Annotated in this window: 10 protein-coding genes and 1 pseudogene; 9 read left to right on the forward strand and 2 right to left on the reverse strand. The window is 33.5% G+C overall.

The window, feature by feature from the left end:
- The first annotated feature begins 304 nt into the window (after nucleotides 1–304).
- The 5 genes and pseudogenes from IW492_RS01475 (at nucleotide 305) to IW492_RS01500 (ending at nucleotide 5,569) form a co-directional block, all read left to right on the forward strand.
- Nucleotides 305–2,998 (forward strand): SpaA isopeptide-forming pilin-related protein, encoded by a 2,694-nt coding sequence (locus tag IW492_RS01475; protein WP_202064448.1) that lies wholly within the window; start codon nucleotides 305–307, stop codon nucleotides 2,996–2,998.
- Between the two features lie 58 nt (nucleotides 2,999–3,056).
- Complete coding sequence (locus tag IW492_RS01480; protein ID WP_010051066.1) at nucleotides 3,057–3,377, forward strand: hypothetical protein; 321 nt, start codon at nucleotides 3,057–3,059, stop codon at nucleotides 3,375–3,377.
- 15 nt (nucleotides 3,378–3,392) lie between these two features.
- The gene (locus tag IW492_RS01485) at nucleotides 3,393–3,536 is read left to right on the forward strand and encodes a hypothetical protein (RefSeq protein ID WP_202065057.1); all 144 of its coding nucleotides are present in this window, start codon (nucleotides 3,393–3,395) and stop codon (nucleotides 3,534–3,536) included.
- A pseudogene (locus tag IW492_RS01490) lies at nucleotides 3,520–4,557 on the forward strand (ATP-binding protein); the annotation flags it as partial. The gene IW492_RS01485 and the pseudogene IW492_RS01490, both read left to right, overlap by 17 nt.
- Nucleotides 4,544–5,569 (forward strand): lysozyme family protein, encoded by a 1,026-nt coding sequence (locus tag IW492_RS01500; RefSeq protein WP_202064449.1) that lies wholly within the window; start codon nucleotides 4,544–4,546, stop codon nucleotides 5,567–5,569. The pseudogene IW492_RS01490 and the gene IW492_RS01500, both read left to right, overlap by 14 nt.
- A gap of 50 nt (nucleotides 5,570–5,619) precedes the next feature.
- Here the strand turns inward: IW492_RS01500 and IW492_RS01505 are convergent, their stop codons facing one another.
- Together IW492_RS01505 and IW492_RS01510 are read right to left on the reverse strand one after the other, a co-directional pair.
- Nucleotides 5,620–6,213 (reverse strand): response regulator transcription factor, encoded by a 594-nt coding sequence (locus IW492_RS01505; RefSeq protein WP_202064450.1) that lies wholly within the window; start codon nucleotides 6,211–6,213, stop codon nucleotides 5,620–5,622.
- Nucleotides 6,210–8,171, reverse strand: coding sequence for a sensor histidine kinase (locus IW492_RS01510; RefSeq protein WP_202064452.1), 1,962 nt, complete (start codon nucleotides 8,169–8,171; stop codon nucleotides 6,210–6,212). The genes IW492_RS01505 and IW492_RS01510 overlap by 4 nt, the downstream gene beginning before the upstream one ends.
- 452 nt (nucleotides 8,172–8,623) lie before the next feature.
- Here IW492_RS01510 and IW492_RS01515 point away from each other — a divergent pair, with 452 nt between their 5' ends.
- From IW492_RS01515 to IW492_RS01530, 4 genes are all read left to right on the forward strand, one after another.
- Nucleotides 8,624–8,761: a hypothetical protein gene (locus IW492_RS01515; protein WP_002414657.1), complete on the forward strand. Its 138-nt coding sequence runs from the start codon at nucleotides 8,624–8,626 to the stop codon at nucleotides 8,759–8,761.
- Nucleotides 8,762–8,908: 147 nt separating this feature from the next.
- On the forward strand, nucleotides 8,909–10,639 hold the full coding sequence (locus IW492_RS01520) for an asparagine synthase-related protein (RefSeq protein WP_236671740.1): 1,731 nt from the start codon (nucleotides 8,909–8,911) through the stop codon (nucleotides 10,637–10,639).
- A 57-nt stretch (nucleotides 10,640–10,696) separates the two neighbouring features.
- Nucleotides 10,697–10,945 carry a PqqD family protein gene (locus tag IW492_RS01525; RefSeq protein WP_202064453.1) on the forward strand — a complete coding sequence of 83 codons (249 nt, stop codon included), beginning with the start codon at nucleotides 10,697–10,699 and terminating at the stop codon, nucleotides 10,943–10,945.
- Nucleotides 10,945–13,236, forward strand: coding sequence for a lasso peptide biosynthesis B2 protein (locus IW492_RS01530; protein ID WP_202064458.1), 2,292 nt, complete (start codon nucleotides 10,945–10,947; stop codon nucleotides 13,234–13,236). The genes IW492_RS01525 and IW492_RS01530 overlap by 1 nt, the downstream gene beginning before the upstream one ends.
- Nucleotides 13,237–13,250 lie beyond the last annotated feature (14 nt).

Here is a 13,250-nt window from a genome sequence, read left to right on the forward strand (position 1 = left end):
AAGTTAAAAAGAACCCTCATTAACAGAATCCATGCATGAAAAACAAGCAGCTAGGTAGGGCCCCTTAACTGCTTGGCTTTATTCTCTTGTATTTCTTTCACCAACACTAGTTGACAATGAGCCTTATTTACTAAAGGAAGTTAATTGTAATACCGAAGACGTTTCTTATACAGGGACGTCTTTTTATTTTACAATGAATACTAATCAAAAAGGAGTTAAACCAAAACCATTGTTCCCACCAATCAGAAGTCCCTCTCTTAACTAAAAAAAAAAAACAAAAATAACTCAAGGAGGAAAAGAAACAATGACAACTAAATATAAAAAGCACAAACTAGCCAGCTATCTTGCATTGATAGTAATTATGGCTAGTTTTTTTGCAACTCCAATTACTGCCCTTGCTGCTACCGTCAACTACACAAGAATTGCTGATTACGTTTCTACTTGGTATTTAGCGAATCCTGCTGGTCTTCACTGGACAGACGATGGTGTTCATATGATTAAAGCGGAGGGGGAACCTGCCTTTTGTATTGAACATGGTACCATTTTGAACGGTGGTTCTGGTTTTGATCCATCAGAACTCACAATCGCTGAAAAAGATCGCTTGTCTCTGATTGCCTATTATGGCTATAAAACGAATCCTACAAGTGAAAACTATGGGATTACTCAGAATATGATTTGGGAATCATTTGGTGATCAGCTACTATCCACTACCCTTCCCAACTATCAAAATCGAAAAAATGAAATCCTAGCAAAAGTGAATGCGCACAATACCAAACCTTCATTCAATAATCAGACGATCACATTAAATGTTGGCGATACAATCACACTTAATGATACAAACGGTGTTTTAAGTAAGTATGGCAATCTAGCAAGCAATTCTGCTAATTTACAACTAAATAAATCTGGAAACCAATTGAAGTTAACCGCAACCAGTTCATCGAAAGAAACAGGAAAATTACAGTACAATATCGCAAATGCTAATGATGTTGGTACAAGTTTTGTTTTCAACAAACCCAATGAACAAAAAGTAGCTACTTTCAAATTATCTAATGCAGGCTCCTTCCAGTTAAATGTCAAAGTCAATTTAAACGGCAATGCCAAATTGAAAAAAGTAGATGAAGATACTGGACAACCTGTTCCCAACACAAAAATGAAATTTGAGTATAACGGTCAGTCCAAAGAGATTGTCACTGATACGAATGGTTTCGCTCAAATCAATGATTTAAAAGCTGGTACAAAAGTGAAAATTACTGAGGTGACAGCCAACAATGGTTTTGTGAATAAAGGAAAATCAAAAGAAATCACAATTGAGCCTAACAAAACCGTTGAAGTTGTTTTCAACAATAAAGCCCAACAAGGCTTGCTACATTTAAAGAAAACAGGACAGAAAGCTGCCAGTGTGACAACTACTGATTCAGACTACGGAAAGCTACATGAAATCTCTTTCGATTATATTCCATTGGCGGATGTAACTTTTACAATTAAAGCTCGTGAAGATATTAAAGTAGGCAATTATGTTCATGCGAAAAAAGGCAGTATAGTTGCTACTATTCAAACAGATAAAAATGGTGAACTAATTGATATGCCAAAACTATATCTAGGAAAATATGAAGCCATTGAAACAGCTGCACCTGCTGGTTACTTGATGAATACAACCCCGCTCCCTTTTGAATTCACCTATGAGGGACAAAATGTTGAACTCGTATCTCAATCTATTGAAGCAAAAAACGACTTCCAACAACTAAAGATCACTTTCCATAAGAACGAAGAGCAGATTCAGGAATGGAAAGAAAATAAACCAGTTATCGAAGAGATCAAAGCCAACGACAAAATATTCGGTCTGTTCACCAATCAAGACTTTACAATGACAGATAAAACAATGCTGCCAGCGGATTCTCTACTAGGATTTGGAACAGTAAAAGATGGTGAGCTTACGTTCTCTACTCAACAATTGATGGAAGGGAACTATTATATCAAAGAATTAGATGCTGGTGAGAATCATGATATTGATACTAGCCATCATGAATTTGAGTTTACAGCAGCAGACCACGAATCAGAAAAAGTAATTGATATTTATGCTCCCAAAGAAAACTCAGAGGATGAATCTACACCACTTTTAAATAAGCTTCACTTCAATCAGTTTTCACTAAAAAAAGTGAATGAAGAAGCCACTTTAAAAGAAAAAAATGGTTATGCTTTTACCTTCACAGGTAATGGAAAAGGCGCTATTTTCACTTTAGAAAATGAGGAAAAAGAAGTGATTCAAACAGTTACTGTAGATGAACAATCTCTTGCTACCTTTACCAATATCCCTGCGGGAACATTCTATTTGAAAGAAAAACAACCAGCTTCTGAACAGTATGTTCTATCTCCTGAGACCTATCAAATTATCTCTACTCTAAAAGGAATTCAAGCTTATGACAGTAAAGGAACTTTACTTAGCGAAATCCTTAATGAAGAGAAGCAAGAAGAAAATCCAAATAAGCAATTAACAAATGAAACTACACCAACTGAGGAACCACAAACCAATCAAGAACCACTTCTACTGCTGGAGATTAAAAATCATTTAGTCAAAGGGATTGCTGAACTAACCAAAACAGATGTATCAAATGGAAAAGAGCTTCCAGATACAGGCGTTCGTATTCTTGATAAGGATAAAAAAATCATTTTTGAAGGAAAAACAGATAGTCAAGGTCATTTTAGTTTTGAAAACTTACCACGAGGAGTCTATTATTTCCAAGAATTTGAAGCCCCAACTGGCTATCAAATAGACGAAACGCCGATTAAGTTTGAAATCCTAGAAGATGGTGAGATTGTCAAATGTACCATGACGAACGAGATGATTCCCAATAAAAAAGAAACATCTATAACAGGAAGCTTGCCACAAACTGGCGAAGTCATTTCTATTGCTGGGGTCATTTTAGGTAGTGCACTATTAGCCAGTGTTGGTGGTTATTACTTCTACAACAAGAAGAAACAGCAACACAAAAATAACTAGAAAACTGGAGGCATTTCTATGTCTCCTTTTTTAATAAAAAAGAAAGAAGGAAAAAAAGATGTCCAATCGTGTCACAAACATTGTCTTAAAGGACAACCAGTTAGGAAGTAAAATCAAAGCAACGGTTAAAGAAGAACGAGAAATTTATGTAGAAGGAAAACGGGTGCCTTGTCGCATTTTTACAGCTTCTTCTGCTCTTCATCCTGACTTTGAAATCATCGTTCCTAATTTACGAAACTCACTACGTTTTGAAGGTCGTAAAGAAATAGAGCTGCGTGAAGTTACACTTGTTCCTAGTGCCAAACGAAATAATATTGGAACAGCAAGCCGCTCACTTGAATTACAAATTTTTGCTAAACAACTGCTGACATTGAACTAGAAAAGGAGAAAAATTATGAGTTTAAAATTTGAAGACAATATTGTTAAAGATTTTGATACACGAAGAACATTTGGAAAATTATTTTATTTGAATAGCCAAAAAATTTATGAAACAGATACAGAAGGCAAAGAAACCATGACTTTTGCTTCCCATTCATAAATTTTCCCCAAATTTGGCATTTAATCATGTAGCTGAAGTCGTACAAAGCCTTCCCTTTCCAGTGGAATTTCGACTCAAAGGGCATTTTGAACCCTTAAAAGGTGGTAGAGGATTAAAAGGAAAGTCTTCTCGTGCAGCGAAAAGGTTAAAAAATAGCGCAAAAGAAACAGTCTCTATGGGGGATGCCGAAATGAAATCCAGCCGTTTTAATCGTTACGCTTTAACCGACCTAAACAATAAAATAGATTTAAGAGTCCCTGTCATTAAATGGCTGGGACTTTTTGGGGTCTTTGGACAAACACCAGAAGAATGTCGTGGTCGGATTCGTACCGTCATTTCTTTATGCCAATCACGAAATGTAGAAATTGTAAAAGGGTTAGCCGATCAAGTTTTTCTCTTCCATCAATTTTTAGCTGGTAACAAACTAGGACAAGAAAAAAATTGGCTTCATTACACCACAGTTGAAGGCATCAGTGAAATGTTATTGAGTGTTGAAAATCGAATTGGTGATAACGTAGGAATTCCGATTGGTATGGTCTCAGAATTGAAAAATACTCGAAACCTAACTCCAAAAGAAGTTGCAAAGACCAGTCGCAAACCTGTTTTCTTCAATCCCTCCATAGGTAACCAAAATGACATTGCAGATAAAAAAGCAAATAGTCCTCATATCGCTATCACAGGACCCACTGGAAATGGAAAATCATATTTAGCAAAATTTATTTTCTTCCTTTCCGTTTTAATGAATGGCAAAGGCTTACTCGCTGAAACCGCATTACCTACAGAAGAGGTTGATGATAATTTGCTTAGCCCAAATGCTTTAACAGAAGAAACAGAAATACCTGTTGATTCAGTCATTGAAACAAGCAATGTAAAGGACGACTCATCAGAAACAGAGCCACACCTCCCTTCTCCAGTTACAGAACAAGAAGCTCAGCAACTAGAAAAAGAAATCAGTCATCTAAGGAAAGAAACCTATACTACGCCAGAATTTAGTGAGGAACAAGCCTATGAAAATGCGTAAGTTGTTTCCCTTGCTTTTTTTGGGCTTCTTTTTCGTTTTTTTTATGCTCATTACTGGCAGTAGTTCTTCTACTACACACACAGCCTCTGAAGAAGGACAAAACCTTCCAGAAGCAGTGCTTCGTTGGAAAGATAAAGTCACAAAGGAAGCAACTAAAAATGAAATTTCCGAAGCTGTTCCTTATTTATTAGGAATTATTATGGCAGAATCAGGTGGAAATTCAGAAAAACATCCCGATATAATGCAATGTTCCGAAAGCCAAGGAAAGCCACCAAATTCAATTCAAGATCCAAACGAATCCATTGAAGTTGGCGTAAAATATTTTGCAGATATGTGGAAAGGGCATCGTGATTACGATGTTTTAAATATTGTACAAGCCTATAATTTTGGCGGTGGCTTTCTAAGTCATTCAGGTAAGAGCTACTCTCTGGATAATGCGATTCAATTCTCAAAAACTCAAGCAGGTGGAAAAACAGTCACTTACACTAATCCTATAGCTGTCAACTTAGGTTATGATTATCGTTATACGTATGGCAATATGTTTTATGCTCAAATTGTTAAACAATATATCACATCTACTTCCAACAACAATAGTCAAGGGAATGCAGCAATTGTAAAGGCAGCACTTAAAGAATTGGATGAAGGAACACATGAAGGTGGAACGAAATATTGGCAATGGTATGGCTTTAATGGACGTGTAGAATGGTGCGCTATTTTTGTTTCTTATAATGCTGAAAAAGCTGGGGTTAAAATGGAACGGTTCGCTTATTGCCCAACAGGTATTGAAAATTTTAAAACTAAAAATCAGTGGTTGGGGAAAGGAAATTTGCCTAAAAGTGGTAATATCATCTTTTTTGACTGGGATGGTGATTCTGTTAGCGACCATGTAGGAATTGTTGAAAAAACAGAAAATAACATTGTTTACACAATTGAAGGTAATTCAGGAGACAAAATTGCCAAACTAAGTTATGAAAAGAATAGCCCTTATATCATGGGTTATGGTATTCCGTAAACAGTATATCTTTCTGAATAAATGTTTGATAATTTTAACATTTTTTAGTATCAATATCCTTTTACTCTAATAATTCCCAATTCAATAGCTTGAATAATTGCAGAAACGGTTGAATTTACCCCTAGTTTATTATTTATGGATACAAGATGATTATTTACAGTTCTTCTACTGATATGAAGTTGTTCCGCTATCTCCTGCTGCTTAAAACCTTCTGCAGCACATTTTAGTATCTCTTTTTCTCGTTTACTAAGAACATCTAATGTACTTTGGCACTTGGGTAGCAGATTAGTTCCACTATGTATTTTTTGTAAATCATCATACAATTCTTCAATTGTTACATTTTTATTTAATAGTCCCCATGCTCCAGATTTTATTGCTTCATTCTTGTATTCAATTAAATCAAAACCTGATAAAAAAACTACTTTTTGATTTGGAAATTTTCCAATAATCTCTTTAGATATTTCAAATCCACTTAACTCTCCAATATGGATATCCAATAATGCTAAATCTGGTTGCTCCTTTTTTAGTTTATTTAAAAAAAATTCTGGATTAGTAAAACTAGTAATTGAGATATCCATTGGTTGAAATGCAATTTCAAGACTTTTAGAGAAAAGTGCATGATCGTCTAGTAAATATACTTTCATGGATCTATATCCTCCTTTGCAATCGGTAAAGTTATTGTAAATTTTGTACCATGTGGATTTACAGACGATACTCTCATTTTTCCATTTAATGAATTAACCTCTTGATTTATTGATAGAATACCAAAATGTTTATTTTCAAATTCTCTAAGTTTTATTTTGCTATAATCAAAGCCTGTGCCATCATCTTGTACAATACATTCTATATAAAAATCCCTTTGAATGAGAGAAACAAAAATTACTGTTGCTCGAGAGTATTTTAGAGCATTAGTTATTAACTCTTGTATAATTCGATAAATATGAAATTTCTCTTTTTTTTTTAGATGCGTTTCTTGTGGACAATAAAAATTAACAAATATAGATTCTTGTCCCTCATTGAATTTATCACAAAGAATTCGAATGCTTTGCGATACAGGCGCTGTTTCAATCGTCGAAGGATATAGTTCAAATATCTTGTCTCTAAAAGTTTTATTTAAAGTGTCAAAAGTTTCTAATACTAATTTCTTTGTTTCTACATTTTCAGTAGACATAGATTCGATTAGTTTTTTTAAAGCCAAAATATTTTGTAAAACATTGTCATGAATAAAAAATGAAAAATCTTTATGAAAATTTTGCACCATGTTTAAATATTCATAGTTCACGTATTCATCATAAGATAAACTTTCTATTTTTAATGCTTCTTGTTTAATATCATATAAGCGTTCATTTTCAATAATTATTTTACCAGCAACACAAACTAAATCATTTATTTCTTCATGTTTCATATTCGCCAAGTCAGAGTCTTCTTCTCTATCTATGAGTAACCAACCTAAAATTTGTTTATTCTCAAAAAAAGTGAATTTTCTATATTTATTGTTGTGATAATGGAATATGTTAGAGTCGCGTTCAAATTCAGCAATAATTTTATTCGTTAAAATCAGTTTAGAAAATTCTCCTGAGCTAGACAAAATATATGGTTGGTATTGATCTTTCCAAACCATTAAATAACTATTTATTTCGTAATGTTGCAAGAAGATTGTACTAATTAAAGTACCTACTGAAGACAAAGTCTTTTCTTTACTGATAGTTTGTACAATATCAATCTTTTCTTTTTGGAAATCTTTCTTTCTTTGTTGAATTCGACTCACCTCAATACTACTCAGATACCAATTCTTCAAATAAAGGATAAACAAAATCAGACAATAAAAAATAGAAATAAAATAGATATCAAGTATAGATAATCGAAGAAAATAAAAATTAATAATGAAGAAGATTCCTATACAAATAAGATGAGTAACTAAATTTATAATAATTGAAACTTTATCTAAGCTAATTTCATTACGTTTTATTAAAATAATTCCGACTGTGATTGGTATAAGAAAAAGAGTCAACCCACTTAAAATTGAAGTAGAAATAATTAACGAAAATAGCGATAAAACTAGTATTCGAATTAGAAAAACTTGTTCTTTTTTTGTTCGAATGGTTAGTCGATCTTTTCCTTTAAAATATAAAAATAAACAACCAAAAATATCCAAAATGATTACTGTACTCACCATCCATGTGAATTTTTCAAAATTAAGAAGCAGTAACATGGATACAATAATAGATTGTATAAATAAAATTTGATCAATTTTTTTAGAAACAGATGAGATCGAAATTAAGTTAAAAGTGATAAAAAATTTATAGACAAAGTAAGGTAAAAATGAAATTAGCAGGGATTTGACAGGATGCACAAAAGAATAAGGAAATAATCCTATTGCTAAGGAAATGGAAGTAAAAAAAGTAAGTACAGCGAAGTATCTAATCTTTTTAATATCTTTAGAGACAAAAATAATAACTGCGCAAAAAAGAATAAGTACAACAATAATCGGTACAACAGTTACTGCTTGTGATCCATACAAATAGTCATTCTGCTTAATAGTAAGTAGAGCTATCACCAAGAATACAAATAAAGATAATAAATAAGCAAATTTTTCTTTCATACACTTTTCTCCAATCTAAGTATTCCTTCACTATTCTATGGGTTTTCGTTTTTTTAAAGATACTAATTTTGAATTCATAGTTTGAATAAAATTCTCTAATATCCCACTAATGTATTAAACAATACAGATTTTATTTATATTCCACTCTGTGTGTATTTTAATGTTAACTTCATCATACTCTTTCTTAAATAATTGCACAATATACTCATTACAAATAACCCTTTTTTTTGTATGATTAATATGTTAGTTGAATAGAAAAAAGCTACTTAACCTTAAAAACAACGAATTAAGAGTATACCGTTTCCTGATTCCGGCTGTTTTGTTTAACTAAAATATAAATGTCAAGAATTTCCTATACTCATTTTTCAGTACTAAGTAATCAAAGTAACTATTTTCTAGTTTACTTGAATTAGAAAATTTAGTATACACCAACTATGAAGGAGGTGAACTCTATGACAAAGCAAAATTACAGTAAACCATCAATTGAAAAAATTGCAGGTTTTAAAGAATCTACTCGTGGTCTTTGGACAGGTAAATTTAGAGATGTATTTGGTGGCCGCGCTCTTTTCCAAGTTGTAATTTATTACTAGGATAGAAAAACGGGGAATAATTATGCTAGTGGTCATCGAATTATGTAATTCGATGACCTTTTTTAATAATCCGCATAGTCTTTATTTAGGGAGGTGTTTCTAATTATTGTAAACAAATCAAATATCTCAATATCCTCAAAAAAATCGATGTTTCAAAAACGTATTACTACAGACTACACTAATATACTGCTGGTATCCAATACCGAGTACTCTCAACATACACGTGATCAATTTGAAATTTACTGTATTTCTTCTGAATATTCAAGAATATTTTGTAATAAAGACCAATTTAACTACACTTCTACAGAAAACATGTTAGATTATCTTCAAGCAAATATTTCTAAAGGCGTATTTGTTTTAATAACTAAAGAAGGACTATTTATGGGAGGATCATTATTTGATGTTTCTCTTTCATGGGCGGACTCAAATGATGGACTAATCATTAGTGATTCATCAGCAAATATCGCATTATTTCTTAATTTACCAATTTCTAAATCGGCTCTTGCATTAAATCTAATTCATAATTTACCATACTACCCATTCCAAAATATTCCATTATGGGAAAATGTAAACACGATCCAACCATTCTATATTTTGAAATGTACAACAAATGGAATCTTAGAAACCATACAAACTTGGACACCTCCAAACTTAGAAAACAAAGTCGAATCTATTTATTCAAAAATACGAGAGCGCCTTCTAGAATTGCTTAGTCAAAATACAGTTAGTTACTCTGAGATATCCGCTGACCTTTCAGGTGGAGTTGATTCAGCAACAATTATTTATATCTTAAAAGCTCTTCAAGCTAATGTTAAACTTTATCACGCAAACGCTGATAGCGAATGGAATAGCGATTCTACATGGGCAAAATTAATCTCAAACGATATTAACGCCATATTTACTTCATTACCTTCTTTAGGTAGCTCGGGGAAAAATTTTGAAATTGATAGGGATTACTCAAACTCAGTGTTGCCAGATTCTCCATTATTTTGGGCAGATACAGAGGGATATGTTGAATCCATAGAAAATTCAGCATTAACTCCCGCCAATGCCACTCATTTTACCGGTCTTGGCGGGGATGAATTATTCACACCTATGCCTGCTAACGCATGGTCTCTTGTACGCCAAAATAAATTACGCAGTATAGACTTAGGCTTACGATATTGTTTACTAAATCGGATTCCTATTTCGGTTGGGACAGTAGATCTAATAAATAATAATTCCTTTAAGGAAGCTGTAAAAAATGAAATAGATAAAGGATTTGGCTATGCTAAACCAACTCGTCAAAACTCAGCACTCAATTGGTGCGGTCCAGTCACGGTACCTAATTGGCTTACGAAGACTTACCGAGAATTAAGTTATAAAGCTCTAATAAATAAATTAGATAACACACCGAATTCTTTAGACTCCGATCGTTCTCGACACCAAATGATCGAATCTCTACTCTTTCAAAGACATTTAGTAACTCAGATTAACAACATATATGGTGTTAACGGTATGACTTGGCAAGCTCCTTTTTTAGATGTCAACATTATTAATTACTCGTTAGCTATACCAGCTCGTTATAGACAAGATCATACTGTAACAAAATCGATTTTATATAATGCCACTAAAGGACTTGTTTCAAAAAATATTTTTACACGTGGATTTAAAGGAGACTATTCCACCAGTTTATATAAAAGTTACAAGGAAGCCGTAAAAAAGTATTCCCAGCAAGTGCACCAATTCAAATTAGTTGAATTGGGAATTATAGATGCAGATATACTAATTTCTGAATTATCAATGCCTTCTGCTCTACATACTAGAGTTGAAGCCTTTGAAAGATTAGCAGCTGTTGAACGCTGGCTTCGTGTAGCTTTAAAAAAGAACTCAAAATAGAAGGAAGTTGCTACTTACTTAGTTATAGTTATTTTCTAAAAAGGAGGAATAATATTAATGAGAAAAGTAAAAAGAGAGTTGAAAATTATTAGCCAAGATGATGGCGCAATCGTTTTGGATAAAAATAGAGGAATTTATTTCCAAGTAAATGCTTCTGGAGTTTCTATGTTGGAAGGTTTGAGTAAAGGATTGACGGTAGATGAGTTAGCACTACAATTGGAAACTTTATTTTCTCTAGATAAAGCTCAAGCGGAAACAGATGTTGCTGAGTTTATGGCTCTTTTGAAGGAGATGAAACTTGCATAATGAATATCCAACTTTTTCCAGAACAAATAGATCCGGTATCTTTTAGTGCGAGATTTCTGGCTCGTTTGAGTTTAATACTGTCTGCACCGCTTAATTGGATGTCCCCTGGGAGAATTGAAAAAATATTGGTGAAGCTAATAAAAAACAATCCCCCCGCATCAGAAAAACAGGTAAAAACTGCGCGAAACGCAGTGTGTATCGTAAGTAGTAGATGTAGAAGTCAAGAAGGATGTCTTAGACGATCACTTGCTGTTGTATTAGTACTGTGGCTACAACGTAAATCAGTAAGTTGGTGTACTGGGTATGCACAAGAGCCATTTAGAGCACATGCATGGATAGAGCTGAATGAATGCCCTATTGGAGAGCCCGCAGAAGTTCAAATATATTCTAAAGCGATATGTGTTCCACACCGTTCAAATAATATCCTCAGAAAGGAATCGTATTTAAAAAAAATAAAACAAGAAAATATAGAACGTAAAAAAAAGGAGTCCGAAATTATTAATCCTGAGAACCATACACCTTCAGTAAATATTAGGTCCCTGTTTGCATTAGCAAAAGGGCATAATTGGGAATTCATTTGCGTTGGAATATTAGGATTAATCAGTGCGGCTTTAACCCTCGCTCAACCTAACCTTGTTGCTAATTTAATTGATCAATCAAATACAGGAATTAAGATTAATTCAAGTTTAGGAATTCTCATTATAGTGTTGATATTATCAACGATTTTAACAGCGGTTCAATATTATTTGCTACAAATAATTGGTGAAGGGGTCGTTTTTAAAGCGCGAAAAAGTTTAATTAGTCATTTATTAAGATTACCAATCCACGAGTACGATACAAGAAGTGTAGGTGATCTACTAAGTAGGGTTAGTGGTGACTCCTCTAAATTGAGAATGGCTTTAATACAAGTAAGTATTGCGTTAAGTAGTGGTTTTTTAGTTGTTGTTGGGGCAGCTATCGGGATGATTTTGAGAGATTCCTTGCTATTTTTTATGGCTCTTTCAACAGTTTGTGTATCTTTTATTGGAACCATCATTATGAGTAAAACTATACAAAAAGCTAGTTTTTCTGCACAAAAAGAGTTAGGGAAATTAAGTGGAGATATCGAGCGTGATTTACATGCTATCAGAACAATTCGTGCAACAAACGCAACAGACATAGAGGAAGAAAAATCTAAACTGCAAGCAGAACGATTGCGTAATATTGGAATAAGACTAGCTAAAATACAAGCATTCATGACTCCTATTTCTAATATGACTCTGCAACTATCTGGTCTAATTGTACTGGGAATAGGTGGATATCGTGTGTCTATTGGTTTAATGTCTGTGGCTGACTTAATTGCATTTGCTTTGCTACTATATACAATGATTGGTCCGATAGGACAAGTTTTCAATGCCTTCGGAGGCGTTGGCGAATCACTCGGTGCTTTTGCTAGAATTCGTGAATTATTAGAACTTGCATTAGAAAGTGACTATGATGTCACTCCCGCTATTCCCCCCAGTTCAAATTTAATAACTGAAGAAACTGCAGTCTATTTTGAAAAAATCAGCTTTGGATATAACAAAATAAAATTTGGTTCTGATCCTAAGGAAAAAGAAGATAGTATGATTCTCAAAGAAGTAACGTTACGTGCAGAAAAGGGAAAAAGAACTGCAATTGTAGGTCCCTCTGGTGCAGGGAAAAGCACAATGCTTCAATTAATTGAAAGATTTTATGATCCTGACAGTGGTCAGATATTCGTTCAAGGAAAGGATTATAGGCATTATAGCAGAGAAGAGCTTCGAAACTACATCACTTATGTTGAGCAAGACGCTCCTGTTATATCTGGGACACTACGCGACAACCTACTTTTAGGAAATTCTGAAATATCTGATTCAAACTGCATCGAAGTATTGGAAGAAGTCAATCTTCATCATTTATTAGATAGAGATTCTAAAGGGCTTGATATGCAGGTTGGAGAGTCTGGAGCAAATCTCTCTGGTGGAGAAAGACAGCGTTTGGCTATGGCACGCTCTCTTTTGTCATCCGCAGAAATTGTATTACTTGATGAATTAACCTCTAATTTGGACAGCTTAAATGAATTAGGAATGAAAAAAGCAGTTGATAAATTGAAAGGTAAAAAAACAGTTATCGTTGTAGCACATCGTCTATCAACAGTAATTGATTCTGATATCATTTATGTCCTTGAACATGGTAGAGTTGTCGGTTCAGGAAATCATAATGAGCTAATTGATACAGTTCCACTTTATCGAGAACTAGCGAAAGAACAATTTGTGGATAGAGAAGTGTAAATTTTTAATTTAAA

The organism is Enterococcus sp. BWB1-3 (assembly GCF_016745275.1).
Taxonomy (GTDB): domain Bacteria; phylum Bacillota; class Bacilli; order Lactobacillales; family Enterococcaceae; genus Enterococcus_L.

Bases quoted from the DNA above. Each gene is read 5' to 3' on its own strand.
- IW492_RS01475 (WP_202064448.1), top strand. From the start codon at position 305: ATGACAACTAAATATAAAAAGCACAAACTAGCCAGCTATCTTGCATTG.
- IW492_RS01480 (WP_010051066.1), top strand. From the start codon at position 3,057: ATGTCCAATCGTGTCACAAACATTGTCTTAAAGGACAACCAGTTAGGA.
- IW492_RS01485 (WP_202065057.1), top strand. From the start codon at position 3,393: ATGAGTTTAAAATTTGAAGACAATATTGTTAAAGATTTTGATACACGA.
- IW492_RS01500 (WP_202064449.1), top strand. From the start codon at position 4,544: ATGAAAATGCGTAAGTTGTTTCCCTTGCTTTTTTTGGGCTTCTTTTTC.
- IW492_RS01505 (WP_202064450.1), bottom strand. From the start codon at position 6,213: ATGAAAGTATATTTACTAGACGATCATGCACTTTTCTCTAAAAGTCTT.
- IW492_RS01510 (WP_202064452.1), bottom strand. From the start codon at position 8,171: ATGAAAGAAAAATTTGCTTATTTATTATCTTTATTTGTATTCTTGGTG.
- IW492_RS01515 (WP_002414657.1), top strand. From the start codon at position 8,624: ATGACAAAGCAAAATTACAGTAAACCATCAATTGAAAAAATTGCAGGT.
- IW492_RS01520 (WP_236671740.1), top strand. From the start codon at position 8,909: ATGTTTCAAAAACGTATTACTACAGACTACACTAATATACTGCTGGTA.
- IW492_RS01525 (WP_202064453.1), top strand. From the start codon at position 10,697: ATGAGAAAAGTAAAAAGAGAGTTGAAAATTATTAGCCAAGATGATGGC.
- IW492_RS01530 (WP_202064458.1), top strand. From the start codon at position 10,945: ATGAATATCCAACTTTTTCCAGAACAAATAGATCCGGTATCTTTTAGT.